Below are 16,732 nucleotides of genomic sequence, written 5' to 3' on the forward strand. Positions count from 1 at the left end.
CTCCGCCGCCGTACCAGAGCGATCGATGCCGATGTCCGCCACCAACGCCCCGCCCGCCGCACCGGACAGCGGGACGGAGTCCGTGCCCTTCCGGCAGTTCCTGCTGAAGATCCACAGCCGGTGCAACCTGGCCTGTACGTACTGCTACATGTACGAGGCGGCCGACCAGAGTTGGCGGCAACGTCCCAGGAGCATGGCGCCGGCGACGGTTCGGCGGGCGGCGCGGCTGATGGCCGAACACGCCGCGGAGCACGGACTGTCCGAGGTGCACGTGGTGTTGCACGGCGGCGAGCCGCTGCTGGTCGGACCGGAGCACCTGGAAAGGCTCCTCGGGACGGTCGCGGACGCCCTGGACGGGATCGCCGCACCTCGCTTCACCCTGCAGACCAACGGCATCCGGCTCGCCGAGGACCCGCGGCTGCTCCCCGTTCTCGACGCTCACGGGGTCCGGATCGGGGTGAGCCTGGACGGCACCCCGGCCGGGCACGACCGGCACCGGAGGCGGGCCGACGGGCGGGGCAGTCACGCCGCCACCACCCGCGCGCTCGAACTGCTGACGGACCCGGCCCACCGGCACCTGTTCGCCGGCCTGTTGTGCGTGATCGACCCCACCACCGACCCGCTGGAGACGTACGACGCGCTCCTGCGGTTCGCTCCGCCCCGGCTGGATCTCTTACTCCCGCACGGGACCTGGCAGGCTCCGCCCCCCGGGCTCGCCGCACGGACGTCCCCGCCGTCGATGCCACCCGCGCCGGGCGCGACCCCGGGTGCCACCCCGTACGCCGACTGGCTGCGCCCGGTCTTCGACCGCTGGTACGGCGCCCCGAGCCGGGAGACCGGCATCCGCCTGTTCGAGGAGATCATGGTGCTGCTGCTCGGCGGTACCGCCCGCAGCGAGGTCGTCGGTCTCACACCCATCGACCTCGTCGTCGTGGAGACCGACGGGGCGATCGAGCAGGCCGACTCGCTCAAGGTGAGCTATCCCGGGGCGCCCGAGACCGGGCTGCACGTGTTGCGCGACACCTTCGCCGACGCCGCCGCGCATCCCGCCTTCCGCGCCCGGCAGCGCGGGTTGAATGGGCTCGGGCCGGTCTGCCGCTCCTGCTCCCGCTCCCGCGTGTGCGGCGGCGGCCTGTACGCCCACAGATACTCGCCCGGAGCCACCCCGGTCTTCTCGGCTCCCTCCGTGTACTGCGACGACCTGGCGGTACTGGTCGACCACATCGGAACCCGGCTGCGCCGGGACGTCGCCGCGCTGACCGCGCCCCGGCGGAAGGCGTCCCGATGAGAGCGGCGACGGGGCAGGGGGCCGGTGTCGCACCACGCCCCCGCCAGGATCTCGTCCCGCACACCGTGCCCGCCCTCGTCTTCAAGGCCCTGGCCCGCGCCCGCGGCGGTGCGACCGCCGTGGACCTGTTGCGGAACGGGCAACTGAGCAAACGCATGCTGATGGTGCGGGCCCTGCGCCGGGCGGCGGACGGGCATCCGGAGGAGGGCATCGCCGAAGCGGCGTACCGCGCCCTGGTCGAACTGAACCGACGGGACCGCGCGACATGGCACGAGGTCATGCTGCACCCCTACCTGGACGAGGGACTGACCCGGGCCCTCACCGCGCTGGACCGCGGACTGCCCACTGATCTGCGGTGGTTGGAACAACTGACGGCGGATCCGGGTCGGCGGGCATGGCATCGCGTCGACGCCCTCTGTGACGGCACGGCACTCGAACTGCGGCTCGCCGACCACGGCCCCTTCCGTGAGGCGCACGGTCACGAACTCGCCGACCCGCTCACCGCCGGGCAGGCACAGGAGTGGACACAAGCGCTGCGTGCCGCCTGGACCGTGCTCGTGCGGCGGCACCCCTGGCACGCGCAGACCATCGCCGCCGGCCTGACCACCGTGGTCCCGCTGCGCCCCAACCCCGATGGCACCGAGGTGAGTTCGGCGGCCCGGCGGGCCTTCGGTGCCGTCGCCTCCTCCCTCCCCGACGACCCGGTGCTCCTCGCACTGACCCTCGTGCACGAGTTTCTGCACGTCCAACTCGGTGCACTGCTCGACCTGTTGCCGCTGCACGGCCCACCGACGGACGCCCGCTACCACGCCCCGTGGCGGCCCGATCCGCGACCGGCCGGAGCGCTGCTGCAGGGGACGTACGCGCATCTGGGCGTGACGGACTTCTGGCGCACCGAAGTCGCCTCCGGGACGGGAAACGAGCGTGCCCGACGCGAGTACGACACCTGGCGCGAGCACACCGACACCGCAGCCGGCACGCTCCTCGAAAGCGGCGAACTCCTGCCCGCGGGCGAGCGGTTCGTGACGGAACTGCGTGAGGCCGTACGTCGCCGGTCCGTGCCCGCGGGGACGCTGCGAGGCAGAGCGGACCTCGTGCATGACCTTCGCGGACTGGGGCTCCGGGCCGGCGACACCGTCCTCGTGCATTCCGCCCTGAGTACGGTCGGGCCCGTCTCCAACGGCGCCGAGACCATGGTGAGCGCGCTGTCCGAAGTCCTCGGACCCGGCGGGACGCTCGTGATGTACACCCCGGCACCCGACGACGCCCGCGCCCGGACGCCCGCGCCCGCCGCGTACACCGCACCGGGTTTCGGCGTCGGTGTCCTGGCCGAGACGGTACGGGCCCGGCCCGCCGCCCTGCGCAGCGCTCATCCGCGGAGTTCCTTCACGGCGCTGGGCGCCCAGGCGGACTACATCACCTCCGACCACTCCCCCGACTGCTCCCTGGGCGAGGAGTCACCGCTGGGCAGACTGGAGAAGCTCGGCGCCCGGGTGCTGTTGCTGGGGATCGGTTTCGAGGCGTGCACCGCGTTCCACCTGGCGGAGTACCGCGTCCCGAGCCGTCTCGCGGGCCTGCCCGAAGGCGCCGACCCACACCTGGACTCCTCCCCGTTCGCAGCGCTGGGGGCCGCCTTCGAGGCGACCGGGGCGGTGCGCTCCGGCCGGGTCGGCCATGCCCACTGCCGCCTGTTCGACTTCGCTGACGCCGTCGCGTTCGCCGTGGGGCGGCTGGCGGACAGGGCCGACGGGGCAGACAGGGCCGACGGGGCCGACGGGGCCGACAGAGAGTGATCGCCACGAAGAAGTCAGGGGCCCCACCCCGAGGAGTCAGGACCCGGCTGACCTGTGCTTCGCAAGGTCAGCGGCGTGGTGGCGCGTCACCCGCTGCACGTTGAAGCGGAGCGCGGAGACAGACTCCTCCGGGTCCTCGACCGCAGGGCGATCCCGTTCCGCATGATGTCCCGACAAACATGGTGTCCAGGAGCCCCATACCAACCGGGCGAGGCTCCCTGCCGAGCGGGTTGTCGCCGGAGGCCCCGGCCGGCAGGCGGCGGAAGGCCACGCGGATCTCGTTGAAGTGCCCAAGTGCGTACATGCGTAGGTGCGTGCTCCTACTTCGCCAGCTGGGCGTACATGGCTTCCAGGTCGGCGGAGAGCTGCGACTTGACCCAGCGGGTGGTGTCGTCGGCCAGCACCTCGTGTGCTCCCGCCTCGATGCCGTCGAGTGCGGCCAAGGCGATGTCGCGGGGGTCCGCTTTGGGCGCGTCGACGCCCGAGGTCATGTCGGTGTCCACGTAGGCCATGTGGAGCCCGGTCACCGCGATGCCGCGCGGCTGCAGCTCCAGGCGCAGGGAGTTGGTCTGCGACCACAAAGCGGCCTTGGAGGCGCCGTAGGGCGTGCCGTCGGCCAGCCAGGACAGAGCAGAGTGGGCGTTGAGGATGTGACCCCCGCCGTTGCGCTCGATGACCGGCACGAAGGCCCGGGTGACCAGCAGCGGCCCGTAGAAGTTGGTCTCCAGATCCCGGCGCACATCCTCCATCGGGGAGTTGAGGTACGAAGCGCGGACGGAGGCCCCGGCGTTGTTGATCAGGATGGTGACGTCCTGGGCCTGCTCGGCGGCGGCTGCCACGGATGCCGGGTCGGTGACCTCGAGCGCCAGCGGAACGGCATCGGGGTGGGTCACCGTGCGCGGGTCACGGGCCGTGGCATAGACCTTGCCTGCCCCACGCGCATAGAGCTCCTCGACCAGCATCTTGCCGATGCCACGGCTGCCTCCGGTGACGAAGACGCCGGCGCCCTTGATTGCTGTCATGACTACCTCCACAAAGATGAAAACCGATCGGTTTCACCACCGTAAACCGATCGGTTTTGTGATGCAAGTCGGTCGGAACTCAGGCTGCAGGGGCTGGCTGGCCTCGTGTCCATCGGCGAAGTCCGTACGCGCCGGGCGCAGGCCGGCGAAGCCGCGAGCCCGCCGACAGGGATCGACGTGACCTGGCTGGACCTCAGGCGGGGTTCGGCGGAATGACGTGAGGAGTGGCGTGCCGTACGGCTCGGTGTCGCCTACGTGCTCGGCCGCGCGTTCCGAGCCGGCCTGGGGTCGGCGACCAAGGGCGGCCAACTGCCGGCGGCGCAAGGACAGCCCAGGTACGGCGGGCAGGTCGGCGAGGCGCGCACGACAGGGAAGTCAGGCCCGACGGCGCCGACGGCCTTTGTGGCGACGCGACCTCGCGACGAGAGGCCCCGTCCGCGGGGCCCGCGGACGGGGCACGCATTCTGCGTGAGCTGGAGCCCACGTATAGGAGTCGCGGGATGATCCGGCCCCTGTGACGGCCCACCTTGTGTCGCCTGTCGCCGAGCGCCGCGACGCCGCCTGCAGGCGCCCCGGTCGCTGGTGCGTTGGGGGGGAAACGAAGACCGGAGGGTGACGATCAATCCCACGACTGTGGCGGCTCAACGGACGTAGCGCTGAGGATCACCCTGTGCGAGATGAAATCGCCCGTGTCCGCCCATGTGGATCTCCGGCGCTTCTTATGGGACCGGAACCACCGGCAGGACGATGCGGGAGGGTCGGGCGGGGTCGTGGAAGACCTGCTGCCGGGCCACTCGGGCCGTGGTCGCGATCTCCTCGGGTTCGCCCGTGTTGAGATTGCGGTCCCAGCGGGGGAAGTTGCTGGAGGTGACCTGGACCCGTATGCGGTGTCCCGCGCGGAAGACGATGCTGGTCGACCACAGGTCCACGACGTGCTCGGCCGCCTCGCCCGGTGTCGCCGCGCGTACCCGCACGATGCCGTCGGCCACATTACGGGAGACGCCCATCTCATCGACGTCGCACAGGCGGGCCACCCAGTCGGTCGAGGGTCCGTCCGTGGCCGCGAAGAGCACCGCCCGGACCCGGCCCGTCACCTCCACGTCATCTTCAAGCGGTTCGGTGGTGAAGACCAGAACGTCCTTGCGCGCCTCCACGGCCGTTTGGTCGAGCGGCCCGGGACGGAACTCGTCGGTGTTCAGGAGCCCGCCACCCATGAGGAGCGCGCCGCCGGCGGTCGGCACCGGATCCATGGGGTCGTAGGTGAACTCCTCGGCCTGCTCGGCGGTGGACGGCGGCTCCTGCGTCAGGCGTCCGTCGGCGCGCAGGTGGAAGTCCGTGTCCACGGCGCGCGACAGGGGCCATTCCGTCTCCTCGCGCCACTGGTTGATCCCCATGACGAACAGCAGCACCTCGCCCGTGTCCGGCTCCGGAGCCTCGCCGTCGCCGATCGTGCGCTGGAACCAGTCGAACTGCAGGTCGTGCAGGCGTCCGCGCATGCCCATGTAGTCGGAGTTCGCGGCGAACCCGAAGTTGACGTCACCGACCACGTGCCGCCAGTTGGTGTGCGCCCACGGGCCCATGACCAGCGTGGCGGACCGGCCGGCGCGGCGCATGGCGGTGAAGTTGTCGAGCGTGCCCTGGCCGAAGGTGTCGAACCAGCCGCCGACCTGGAAGGTGGGCAGATCGATCTCGCCGTGCCGGCCCGCGACGGTGCAGGACGCCGCCCACTCGGGCTCGCGCCGGGAACGCTCGTGGCCCAGCTCGGGCAGGTCGTGCCGGGCGAACGCGGGAAACCGCCCGGCGGGCAGCTCCCCGTAACCGCCGCTCGCCAGGCCGTCGAAATCCTGCACGAGCCCGGTGATGCCGTTCACGAGCCCGTCGAGGTCGGTGGAGTGACGGCGCATCAGGGTGTCGGCACCCTGCAGGAGCGACCAGGGCACGCTGAGGCCGAGCTCGATCGCACCGCCACGCGTCCACAGCCCGTCGTCCGGGTCGGACCAGGTGATCATCGGCGCGATGGCCTTCAGCTCCGGCGGCTTCGACAGCGCCGCCATCCACTGGGTGTTGCCGAAGTAACTGCCGCCGATCATGCCGACGGAGCCGTTGGAGCCGGGGAGGGTGGCGGCCCACCGTACGGTGTCGTAACCGTCGCTCTCCTCATACGTGAACGGCTCCCACTCCCCCTCGGAGGCGAACCGGCCACGGGTGTCCTGGAGGACCACCATGAATCCGTGCCTGGCCGCCGCCAGAGGATCGAGTACGACGCCCATCATGGGCGTCTGCTTGCCGTACGGCAGCCGGCTCAGCAGCACCGGCCACGGTCCCGTACCACCGGGCCGGTAGACATCCGCGCGCAGCACCGTGCCCTCACGCATCTCGGCCGGAACGTCGAGCTCGATCTGGATCTCCGTCATGCGCTGTTCCCTTGAATCTTCTACTTGCGGGGTGCATGAGTGCGGCCAGGCGTCAGCCGGCCAGCTTGTTCATCTTGCGGATCTGCTTGTCGAAGACCCCGGCGGGAGCGAGGCGGCGCAGTATGCGCGCGCGTCCGGCCAGGGGACCGGCGGTGTAGCGCAGCTTCGGTTTGGTGTCAGTAGCCGCCGCGACGATCGCCTTGGCGACGATGGCGGGGGCGTCGCCGTTCCTGACCGCCTCCGCCATCACGCGGTCGACGGTGAGCCGCTGCTTCGCGTAGGCGTGCAGAGGGGTGTCGGGCTTCGCGCTGTTGGCCTCGAATCCGGTCCTGGTGTAGGCGGGTTCGACGATGAGCGCCCGGATGCCGTGGTCACGGACCTCGTGGTCCAGGGACTCGGTGTAGCCCTCGATCGCGTGCTTGGAGGCGGCGTAGGCGGCCATGTAGGGCTGGGGCAGGAACCCGAGGACGGACGAGATGTTGATGATGCGCCCGCTTCGTTGGGCGCGCATGTGCGGCAGGACCTCGTTCACCATGCGCATGACCCCGAAGACGTTGGTGTCGAAGACGGACTGGGCCTGCTCGACGGAGGTTTCCTCCGCCGCACCCATCGAGCCGACGCCGGCATTGTTGACCAGGACGTCGATCCGCCCGAACCGCTCGCTCACCTCCTGGACTGCAGAGGCGACCGAGGCATCACCGGCCACGTCGAGGTCCAGGAACGTCACACCGCCGAGCGGGGCGACCCGCGAGGTGTCGCGGCCTGTGCCAACCACCTCGAAACCCGCCGCGACCAGCGCGAGCGCGGTTTCCTTCCCGATGCCGGATGACGCACCCGTCACGAGTGCCACCGGCCGGTTCGTCGTCATCATGCATTCCCGACTCGCTAGAAACCGATCAGTTTCCGCCCACAGTAAACTGATCGGTTTTCATGCGCAAGCTCAAGCGGCGACCCGATCCGGGCCGCGCCACCGTCTGCGCACTGAGGCCGATCGGGCTGCGCGGCTGCTGCGGCGCCTCGCCCGAGGTGGGGTGGAGCGCTGTTGGTGACGCGCGGCGGACAGGAGCCCGACTCATGGCGGTCGGCCTCCACAAGGGCCCTGCGGATCAGCACCCGGTCAGGCGCTTTGCCGGCAGACGCAAAGCCGACCGGCGCCTGCCACGATGACGGCATGGCCAGGATCAGTGCGCAGGAGAGACGCGAAAGCGTCGTCCGCGCAGCGATCGCCGAGTTCGCACTCAAGGGCTACTACCGCACCTCCACTGAGGCAATCGCCAAACGCGCCGGTGTCATGCAGCCGTGCCTGGCTCGTCCCGGGCAAAAAGGCGATCTTCGCCGCCGCCTTGGTGCGGAGCATGGAAGACACCCGCCTGGCTTTCGAGCGGGCGACCGAGGGGATGGAGGGCAGCGAGCAGGCCCTGGGCGCCATGGCGGGCGCATACGCGCGGCTGGTCTCGGCGCGCCCCGAAACGCTCCCGATGCAGAGGCGGGGCTACGCCGTCGTCGCGGCCGCCGAGGCAGAGGGCGATGACCAGACGGGCGAGCTCGTCCGGGCCGGCTGGATGAGACTGTGGGAAACCGTGCACCTGTCACTGGGTGCCGATGCCAAAACGACCACAGGATTCTTTGCTTGCGGCATGCTCGGCAACCTCTTACGGCCATTGGGCTTCCCTCCGCCTGCAGGGAAGCAGGGGCGTGAGGTCATGGGCGCCGCTTCGGCTGCCGGAGTCGGGCAGCAACCCGAAAGAGCACTTCGGTCGCCGACCTTGCTCGAAGTCGGGGCGGTATCAGTGCATGTCTGCCGCATCGAGCAGGGTGGTCACAGTGGGCGCGACGAGCCCGGTCAGATTGTCGGCACCGATCCCCGCGCGGGCGCTGGCGCCGTCGAAGACCAGGATGAGCTGCCGGGCCAGCAGGTCGGGATCGCTCACCCCACCCCGTTCGGCCTCGGAACGGAAAAAGGCCGTCAGGTTCGCTTTGATCTGGTGGGCCACCCGGCTCGCGGGGTGGGCCTGGTCCTTGAGTTCGATCTGCACAGCCAGGTACCGGCAGCCTTGGAAGTCGGGCGCGACCGCCTGCGACTCCACCCGCTCGAAGACGTACAGGATCCGCTCGCGGGGGGAACGGCCATCATCCGCCGGGGGCAGGGCCCTCGCCACGAAGGCGGCAGCACGCTCCTTCAGGCTCGCCGCCAGCAGTTCGTCCTTGCTCTCGAACAGCTGGTACATGGAGCGCTTCGACACCCCCGCCGCCTTGCACAGCGCCTCGACGCCGATGTTGACGCCGTCGCGGTAGGTGAGCGTGGCTGCCGCCTCCAGCAGCCGCTCCCGGGGGCTTTGCTTCACTTCGGTGGTCATACCGTGAGGTTAACTCGAATCGGACGAAATAGAAACCGATCGGTTTCCAGGATGTCGGGGAGGCGCCCGCCGCCCAGCGGACGCCTGAAGGCCCCTCAGAGGCTCGACGACGGCCTTGAGGGAGAGACCGCCGCCGGCCCTGATGGTGCGCGCACCTCTCGTCCCCACGGGGGCGACGCACACCGGGGCCACTCCGAGCAATGGCCCCGTCTTGGGTGAGCCGCGTTCCGCAACGCCGGGGCAGCGGTCATCTCCGGCTTCGTCTCAGCGGGGATGCGGTGCAGCCCCTTGCGGTCGTACCAGCTGGTCATGCCGAAGCCGAAGAGGGCGGCCGCCGCGAGGCCGACGGCCATCATGACCCAGCCCCGGGTCAGGCCGGCGGCGTCGGCCTGGGCGTCGTAGTAGAGGATCGAGCGGATGCCGCCGGTGATCTGCCGCAGCGGCTCGAACTCCGCCAGGAAGCGGTAGAAGCCGGGCAGTGCCTGAAGCGGCATGGTGGCGTTGGCCGTCGGCACCGCCATTCCGACGAAGACCAGAGTGACCACCAGCATGCCGGGCGTGCCGAACACGACGAGCAGGGTGAGCGCACCGATCCCGGAGACAGCTATGACGCACACCGAGTACAGCCACAGCAGTGGCAGATGGGCGGCGTGCATCCCCATGAGGCCGACCGCGCCCACCATGACCAGGCTCCCCATCAGCAGGGACGAACCGGCCATGAGGGTGCTGCTGATGGCGAGGGTCTGCACCCGGGTCGCCCGGATGAGCGGGCGGTGCAGGCGCAGCGGGCCCATGTCGTTGTGGGTGTAGCCGAGGGCGTGGTCGACCTGGCCGCTGATGACGTTGGCGGAGAGCATGCCGCAGACCACGAGGACGAGCGCGTACTAGAAGGCCGTCAGACCCAGGCCGCTTGCGAGTCGAGAGGATGGCCGTCCTCGATCGTGACGGCAGCCGGGTCGGCCGGCAGGACGCGTGCCGCGGCGGGCAGCTTCGCCTGCCCAATCCCGCCCTGGGACGCGAGTTCCTTGCCCACCTGGAGCGAGGCGCTTTCGGCCGCCTGCGTCGTCGCTGTCCGGGCCAGGCTGGAGCCCACGCTGCCGGCGGACTGGTTGGTCAGCACCGTCAGCGTCGGGCGGGTCGGGGTCCCGGTGGTCGCGCCGCCAGTGAGTGCGGTGGTGGCGGACGTGAAGTCGGCAGGGGCGACGAGCGACAAGCTGTGGCAATTGATCGAGCCCTTCCTACCGATGGGCGAGCACGACCCGTACCCTGAGCGGCTGCGTGAGCAGTTCGAGGGGTGATCCGACGGTTCCGCACCAGCAGCCGATGGCGGGAAATGCCGGGCAGGTTCGGTCTGTGGCCGCCGGTCTACGGGAGGCGGAGACTGGAAACTGAGCTGCAGCCACCGCGCAAGCGCCCGCCCCGGCTCAGGAGACTGCGCGCGTTGGCGCCAGCTCGGCTGTTACGGCCTCGGCTGCAGCATCCCTCACCTGCGCCTCCGTGGGCGTGGGCCGGTCGAGTTCGGCAGCGAGTTGAGCCAACGAGGTCATCCGGACACCGGGCAGGGCGCAGGCCATGAACGTGGTGTAGACGTCGAGGTCCGGGTCGACGTTGAGCGCGAATCCGTGGCTGGTGACGCCGCCGCTGATGCGCATGCCGATGGAGGCGATTTTGCGGTGGTCGGGCGTCCACACGCCGACCAGGCTCTCAGCGCCTCGGGGTGTGTCCCGGCGTACCGCCTCGAATCCGAGTGACCCCAGCGCGCGGATCAGGGCGTGTTCGATCCGTCGTATCAAGCCGCGCGGTCCCAGCTCGCGTACGTTCAGCACGAGATACCCGATCAGCTGCCCTGGCCCGTGATAGGTGGCGTGACCTCCCCGGTCGACTTCGACCAGGCTGATCGGTGAAGTCGGCTCTGGCAGTTGGTCGGCCGGTGTCCGCGCCGTGTAGGTGATCACGGGAGGGTGAGTGAGCAGAAACAGCCGATCCCCGGTTCGCCCCTGCTTCCGCTCGGCAACCCAACCGGCCATGTCGGCCTGCGCCACCTCATACGGCACCTCGCCCAGATCGACTCGCTCCATCTTCCCTGGCCGCATTACCTCTCCTCTGCCTTCGAGGCGACGTCGCCTCGCGCCGCGCCTGCAAACTCCTGGTCCGGTGTTGCCGATGAGCAGACCGTGCATCGCATGGCGCGGGCGGTCGCGGCGGGGAGGCGGCCCCCTCGCCTCGGTCGAGGTGAGCTGTTCAAGCTCGGCCACGCCCGGCTTCAGCCGCTGCTTGATCCTCCTCGGAGCATGTGCCGGGCCGACGGAGCAGATGCGCATGGTCGATGCGGTCGAACAGCGCTGCCAGCGCCGCGTCGAGACTCCACCGGCGGTGCGCGGTCTTGCGCCCGCGACCGCATCGCCGCGCACTGCACCGGCAAGCCTTGCCCCGACCGGTTCCGCGCCCGGGCCGGGGTCGCCCGCTGCACGGCTGGGGTGCGCTCCGATCCAGCGACCATGCGGCCACCTGACGTGAGCCGGAGAGGTCACACGAGCCTGACCGGCCCAGCACCGATGGGCAGGCGGACCAGGAGATAGGGCTTGCGGCGCAGGTCCTTGCCCTCGTGGAAGGGCGACAGCCGGTTGAGCTGGTTGGCGATGGCGTACAGGTGCCGGTCCGAGGCGACGGACAAGGTGTCGACCCAGAGCAGGTCGCGTCCCTGGGCGAGGGTCCGGTAGGTGCCGTTCGGGCTCCTGCGCCAGATCGCGTTGTGTTCCAGGTCGCCGCCGTAGAGCCGCCCCCTGTCGTCGCTCTCCAGGCCGTCGGCCATCGGCTTGAACCCGAGGTCCTCGACCGTCCCCGCCACCTCGGCGTCCGTGGCGTCCGGGTCGGCGAGGGCGTCGGTGGACACGCTGTGCAGTCGACGGCTGGAGAGCGGGCAGTAGTAGAGGCGGGTGCCGTCGGCGCTCAGAGCGATGCCGTCGGAGCCGGTCTCGTAGTACGTGGGCTCGCCACCCGCGGGGCGGACCATGAAGGGCTCGCCCTCGATGACCGGCAGGAACTGCTTGTCCGGGAGTGCCGAGGGGTGCCCGGTCAATCGCCGCCAGGAGCGGCCGGTGGCGAGGTCGACCACGATAATGCCGTTGGAGCCGCCCGAGTCGGTGATGAAGGCCATGCCCTCGGCGCCCCGCCGCAGGTCGAAGCGCACGTCGTTGGGGTAGCTGTTCGCCGGCACCACCTCGGGCGGGAAGAGGATCTTCCTTACGATCCGGTCGGTGCGCAGGTCGACCGCCACGAGCTTGGGACCGCCGTAGGACGATCCGGCGAACCCCGGGCTTCCGGTGTCGAGAATCCACAGCCGGTCGGCCCCATCAATGACGACGCTCTGCACCGACTGGAAGTGCCCGGCCAGATCGGAGGCGTCCTCGCGGTTCACCTCGGCGTCGGGATAGGCCACCGGCTTCCCGCCCCGCAGCTCGGCGACGGTGAACGGCACGTCGTCGCCCCAGCGGGGAAAGTTGACGAAGGTGCGGCCGCGGCGCGAGACGGTGACACCCGTCGGCATCGCACCCCAGAAGCGGGCAACGACCTCGTAGCGGCCGGCTGTTGAGCCGGATGGGGAGGCGGAGGCGGGTGCGGCGAGTTGGGTGGCGGCCAGCGACGCGGTGGTTGCCGTAAGGAACGTGCGTCGTTTCATGGGAGCGTCTCCTGTTAGGTCAAGTTGCTGGAAAGCACGTCGAGTTGCCGCAATCACTTCGACGCATGGGGGGCGGACGTTGCCCTGGCCGGTGGAGGGCGGTGCCTCCGGGCAGTCGCCCCCGGGAAGTCGACTTCGCCCGTGTGGTCAGGGCGAGCCGGAGCCGTCTGGACGGCGGGTACCTCGTGCGTTCCTGCGACCTGGAGCTGTTCGCCGGGGACATCGCCCGCGGCTCCCGCCGGCTCCTGGAAGGGGATTGGGGCCGAACGGCCGGTGGACCCGGTGCTCTCAGGTCCGCCGGGCTGCTGGGCGGGTCTTCGCGACCATGCCGCGGTCCCCTGAGGAGACCATCGCGTGAATGGGTACGGTGCTGACGCTCATGAGCGTCGCAAGGCCCCGGCGGCCCTGCTGGCGAGCGAGCGCCGGACCCATCAGGTGCATCAGGGCGGTGAGGGCCGGCATCGGGCGCCCGAAGAGCGTGATCTCCGTGATGCGTGCTTGGTCATCGAGCCGCAGCATCTGCACTTCCTCGAGCGACTGGGAACCCACCCGCGCCCGGTAGACCAGCGCGTACGCGTCGCCCTCGCCGGTCTGGGTGTGGTAGCGGACGTCCTTGACCGTCGCGAACGCCACGGTCAGGAAGTCGCGCAGCTGGTCAGATCCCTCGAAGCGGAACTGGTCGGTGAGCGGCGAGCTCAGCACGACGTCCGGGCTCAGGCACGCGACCGCGGCGTCGACGTCACCGCGTTCCTCGGCGGAGCGCCAGCTGGCGACGGTAGCGGCGGCGGAGTGCAGGGTCTCGGACATGGGTCTCTCCCGGTATCAGCGGCGCGAACGGGTTTGTGGGTGGCGGAGTGCGCGGGTGGGGTGTCAGCCGGTGAGCTTGTTCATCGTGCGGATCTGCTTGTCCAGGACCCAGGCGGGAACGAAGCGGAGCATGCGTGCGCGTCCGGCCATGGGGCCGGCGGCGTAGCGCAGTTTCGGCTTGGTGTCGGTCGCGGCCGTGACGATCGCCTTGGCGACCACGGCGGGGTCGTCGCCCGCCTTGATCGCCTCCGCCATCAGGCGGTCGAAGACGTGCCGCTGGTCGGCGTAGGTCTGCAGGGGGGTGTCGGGCTTGGCACTGTTGGTCTCGAATCCGGTGTTGGTGTAGGCGGGTTCGACCAGGAGCGAGCGGACGCCGTACTGCCGGACCTCGTGGTCCAGGGACTGGGAGTAGCCCTCGATGGCGTGCTTGGACGCGCCGTAGACGGCCATGTAGGGGGCGGGGATGAAGCCCTGTACGGACGAGAGGTTGATGATGCGGCCGCGCCCCCGGGCGCGCATGTGCGGCAGGACCTCCTTGACCATGCGCATGACCCCGAAGACGTTGATGTCGAAGACGCCCTGGGCCTGCGCGAGGGAGGTTTCCTCGGCCGCGCCGATCGAGCCGATGCCGGCGTTGTTGACCAGGACGTCGATCCGCCCGAACCGGTCGATCACCTGCTGGACCACGGCGGTGACCGACTTGTCGCTGACCACGTCGAGGTCGAAGAACGTCACGCCCTGGAGCGGGGTGACGCGTGAGGTGTCGCGGCCGGTGCCGGCCACCTCGAAACCCGCCGCGACCAGCGCGAGGGCGGTCTGCCTGCCGATACCGGAGGAGGCGCCCGTCACGAGGGCCACCGGTCGATTTGTCGTCATCACGCACTCCCGAACCCACCCGGGAAACCGATTGGTTTCCTCTTTGCCTCACTGTAAACCGATCGGTTTCCAGTGCGCAAGCTCACGCACAGAACCGATCCCGGGCCGCGTCGCCGGCCGGCTTCAAGTCGAGCTGACCGACGCCCGCCGACATGGCGGCACGCGCCGGACGAACAGGCGGGAGAGACGCGACAGCACCATCAACGCGCTGCGATCGCGAGTTCGGGCCCAAGGGCTGCTATGGCATTTCCGCCGAGGCGATTGCCAAGCAGGCCGGTGCCACGCAGCCGTACCTCTTCCGACTCTTCCCGGGCGAGAAGGCGATCGCCGCCACCTTGACGCGGAGCGCGGAAGAACGCCTTCCTGGCGTTCGACAGGTGGCCAAGGACGGGCGGCACGAGCGGGCCTCACCCGCCATGAGCAGCTCAATGGCGATCGGACACTGCGGCCGGTCTCGGCACACCCCGAAAACGCTTCAGACACAGATGCGGGGATGCCCGGTCGCGGCAGCCGCCAGGCACACCAAGCAGCAGAAGCCCTCGGCGGCGTCGGGTGGGACAGGCACGAGCCCGCTGCCGTCGACGATGATCACCAGCTGGGCGCAGTGCTCGATTCCGGCGAATGCGTCCACCGCGCGAAGGGAAAGTGGCTGCGGTCGAGGATGCGGGCACCTAGCGGGTTCGGGCAGCTGCGGGCGCCCAGCGATAGCGGCAGGGCCTGTCCGGTGAGCAGGGGGTGTGGGCTGCCGTCCGGTGCAGAAGCTCCTGATGAGGGAATCCGGCCTGCCTGATCAGAGCTGATCGCTGATGGCTCGGTAGGCCGCGATGTACAGGGTGTGGCACAGGTCGATCAGTTCTTCGACGGTGGCCTTCTGGTGGCCGAGCGTCCAGTCCACGAGCAGTTCGTTGACTCCGCCGACCAGACTCATCGCGGTCATGGTGAGCCGGCTGGAGGAGGCTTCCGGGTCGGATAGCGGTCCGACGACGGCGGCGACCATCGCGGCGAATTCGTGCAGGACGTCACGGCGCCGCACTTCGAGGCGGGGGCTTGCGCCCACGACCTCGATGAGCACCAGGCGGGCCTTGCGGGCGTCGCCGGCCAGTGTGCGGATGAAGACCTCGAGTCCGGCGCGCAGCTGGGCGTCGACATCGGGTGCGGCAGCGGCTGCGGCCTGCGCGGTCTCGGCGATGATCGTAGTGATCAGCTCGTCGTAGACCCCGGCGAGAAGGTCTTCGCGGTCGCGGAAGGACTCGTAGAAGTAGCGCTCGGTCAGTCCGGCGTGCGAGCACACCTGCTTGACGGACGCTGCGGCAAATCCGGCCGTGCCGAACAGGTCGAGGCCCGCCTGGATGAGGCGGGTGCGGCGCTCCTGCTGTCGCTGCGCCGCGTCGCGTCCGCCGTAGCGCCGCCCGGCGGTCTGTGTGCCGGTCATTTCTCCCCTTCGCAGAGGTGTTGACACCGGTGTACTCCGAACTGACACTCTAGCTTGTCAGTTCATCTGACATGGCATCGTGTCAGACGAGCGTGAGGTCCGCCGGCCGCTCGGCGCTCCGCTCATGCTCAGGGCAAGAAAGGGGCTCGATCGTGGCAGCACCGCCCAAAATCTCGTACACGTCCAGCCGGAGAGACCGCGACAGGCTCCCCCACACACAACCCCTGACCGGCCGAGTGATAGCGGTCACCGGAGCGGGCCGTGGAATCGGGCGTGCCGTCGCAGCCCGGCTCGCCGCAGCCGGAGCCGCCGTGGCGATCGGCGATCTCGACACGGAGCTTGCCAAGGAGACGGCTGGAGCCCTCGGCGCGCATCCCGGTGGCCGACTGCTCGGGCTGCCTCTCGACGTCACCGACACCCATTCCTTCGAAGACTTCCTGCGCACCGTCGAGACCGAGCTGGGGCCCATCGACGTACTGATCAACAACGCCGGAATCATGTGGGTGGGCCCCTTCGAGGAGGAACCGGAGGAAGCCGCCCTGCGCCAGTTCGACGTCAACGTCCACGGCGTACTGCGGGGGATGAAACTCGTGATCCCCGGGATGCGGAAACGCGGTCGCGGTCACGTGGTGAACATCGCCTCCGCCGCCAGCAAGGTCGCCCCGGCCGGCGAGGCGACCTACGCGGCGACGAAGCACGCACTCCACGGCTACAGCACAGCCGTCCGCGCCGAACTGCGCGGCACCGGCGTGCACGTGTCCCTGGTGATGCCCGGCGTCGTGGACACCGAGCTGGCCGTGGGCACCGCGACCGGCCCCACCCGACGCCTGACGACGGATCAGGTGGCCGACGCGGTGCTCGACGTCGTGCTGCGCCCGCGGTTCGAGGTCTTCGTCCCACGCCGGGTAGCCGCCCTGACCCGCTTGGCCGCGGTGCTGCCGGGCCGTGCCCGCGACGCCCTGCACCACCTCCTCGTCCCCAACCAACTCGCTGCCCTGTCCGACCGGTCGGTCCGCGCGGCGTACGAGCAGCGCACCCGCACCGCCCGCCTGCCCGAAGGATGA

Annotated in this window: 15 protein-coding genes and 2 pseudogenes; 5 read left to right on the forward strand and 12 right to left on the reverse strand. The window is 70.0% G+C overall.

The annotated features are described in order from the left end of the window. Positions 1–25: 25 nt before the first annotated feature. The gene (locus K1J60_RS15365) at positions 26–1,288 is read left to right on the forward strand and encodes an FxsB family cyclophane-forming radical SAM/SPASM peptide maturase (RefSeq protein WP_220646709.1); all 1,263 of its coding nucleotides are present in this window, start codon (positions 26–28) and stop codon (positions 1,286–1,288) included. Beyond that, complete coding sequence (locus K1J60_RS46880; RefSeq protein ID WP_220646710.1) at positions 1,285–3,081, forward strand: AAC(3) family N-acetyltransferase; 1,797 nt, start codon at positions 1,285–1,287, stop codon at positions 3,079–3,081. Before K1J60_RS15365 ends, K1J60_RS46880 begins: the two co-directional genes overlap by 4 nt. A 320-nt stretch (positions 3,082–3,401) precedes the next feature. On the opposite strand, the gene K1J60_RS15375 is transcribed toward K1J60_RS46880, so the two are convergent. The 3 genes from K1J60_RS15375 to K1J60_RS15385 form a co-directional block, all read right to left on the reverse strand. After that, entirely contained in the window at positions 3,402–4,103 is a 702-nt protein-coding gene (locus K1J60_RS15375) for an SDR family oxidoreductase (protein WP_220646711.1), read from the reverse strand. A 719-nt stretch (positions 4,104–4,822) separates the two neighbouring features. Next, on the reverse strand, positions 4,823–6,517 hold the full coding sequence (locus K1J60_RS15380; RefSeq protein WP_220646712.1) for a CocE/NonD family hydrolase: 1,695 nt from the start codon (positions 6,515–6,517) through the stop codon (positions 4,823–4,825). Between the two features lie 52 nt (positions 6,518–6,569). Continuing rightward, positions 6,570–7,385 carry an oxidoreductase gene (locus tag K1J60_RS15385; RefSeq protein ID WP_220651478.1) on the reverse strand — a complete coding sequence of 272 codons (816 nt, stop codon included), beginning with the start codon at positions 7,383–7,385 and terminating at the stop codon, positions 6,570–6,572. 303 nt (positions 7,386–7,688) lie between these two features. On the opposite strand from K1J60_RS15385, the pseudogene K1J60_RS15390 reads away from it, so the two are divergent. Then, positions 7,689–8,193, forward strand: a pseudogene (locus K1J60_RS15390) (TetR/AcrR family transcriptional regulator); the annotation flags it as partial. 111 nt (positions 8,194–8,304) lie between these two features. On the opposite strand, the gene K1J60_RS15395 reads toward K1J60_RS15390, so the two are convergent. From K1J60_RS15395 to K1J60_RS45825, 3 genes are all read right to left on the reverse strand, one after another. Then, complete coding sequence (locus K1J60_RS15395; protein ID WP_220646713.1) at positions 8,305–8,874, reverse strand: TetR/AcrR family transcriptional regulator; 570 nt, start codon at positions 8,872–8,874, stop codon at positions 8,305–8,307. Between the two features lie 95 nt (positions 8,875–8,969). Continuing rightward, positions 8,970–9,731, reverse strand: coding sequence for an SNG1 family protein (locus K1J60_RS45820; protein ID WP_259407736.1), 762 nt, complete (start codon positions 9,729–9,731; stop codon positions 8,970–8,972). A 38-nt stretch (positions 9,732–9,769) separates the two neighbouring features. Further along, the gene (locus K1J60_RS45825; protein ID WP_259407737.1) at positions 9,770–10,087 is read right to left on the reverse strand and encodes an SNG1 family protein; all 318 of its coding nucleotides are present in this window, start codon (positions 10,085–10,087) and stop codon (positions 9,770–9,772) included. Positions 10,088–10,118: 31 nt separating this feature from the next. Here K1J60_RS45825 and K1J60_RS45830 point away from each other — a divergent pair. After that, positions 10,119–10,258, forward strand: a pseudogene (locus K1J60_RS45830) (IS5-like element ISMt1 family transposase); the annotation flags it as partial. A gap of 40 nt (positions 10,259–10,298) precedes the next feature. Here K1J60_RS45830 and lipB read toward each other — a convergent pair. The 6 genes from lipB to K1J60_RS15430 all read right to left on the reverse strand — a co-directional run bounded on the left by lipB (position 10,299) and on the right by K1J60_RS15430 (position 15,668). Then, positions 10,299–10,967: a lipoyl(octanoyl) transferase LipB gene (gene lipB / locus K1J60_RS15405; protein ID WP_220646714.1), complete on the reverse strand. Its 669-nt coding sequence runs from the start codon at positions 10,965–10,967 to the stop codon at positions 10,299–10,301. Between the two features lie 434 nt (positions 10,968–11,401). Next, entirely contained in the window at positions 11,402–12,553 is a 1,152-nt protein-coding gene (locus K1J60_RS15410) for an L-dopachrome tautomerase-related protein (RefSeq protein ID WP_220646715.1), read from the reverse strand. Between the two features lie 288 nt (positions 12,554–12,841). After that, complete coding sequence (locus K1J60_RS15415) at positions 12,842–13,360, reverse strand: nuclear transport factor 2 family protein (RefSeq protein ID WP_220646716.1); 519 nt, start codon at positions 13,358–13,360, stop codon at positions 12,842–12,844. 63 nt (positions 13,361–13,423) lie between these two features. Then, positions 13,424–14,236, reverse strand: coding sequence for an oxidoreductase (locus tag K1J60_RS15420; protein ID WP_220646717.1), 813 nt, complete (start codon positions 14,234–14,236; stop codon positions 13,424–13,426). A gap of 475 nt (positions 14,237–14,711) precedes the next feature. Further along, positions 14,712–14,867: a hypothetical protein gene (locus K1J60_RS15425; RefSeq protein WP_220646718.1), complete on the reverse strand. Its 156-nt coding sequence runs from the start codon at positions 14,865–14,867 to the stop codon at positions 14,712–14,714. Between the two features lie 159 nt (positions 14,868–15,026). Then, positions 15,027–15,668: a TetR/AcrR family transcriptional regulator gene (locus tag K1J60_RS15430; protein ID WP_220646719.1), complete on the reverse strand. Its 642-nt coding sequence runs from the start codon at positions 15,666–15,668 to the stop codon at positions 15,027–15,029. A gap of 152 nt (positions 15,669–15,820) precedes the next feature. On the opposite strand from K1J60_RS15430, the gene K1J60_RS15435 reads away from it, so the two are divergent. After that, on the forward strand, positions 15,821–16,732 hold the full coding sequence (locus K1J60_RS15435; protein ID WP_220646720.1) for an SDR family oxidoreductase: 912 nt from the start codon (positions 15,821–15,823) through the stop codon (positions 16,730–16,732).

It is taken from the genome of Streptomyces akebiae (assembly GCF_019599145.1).
GTDB lineage: Bacteria > Actinomycetota > Actinomycetes > Streptomycetales > Streptomycetaceae > Streptomyces > Streptomyces akebiae.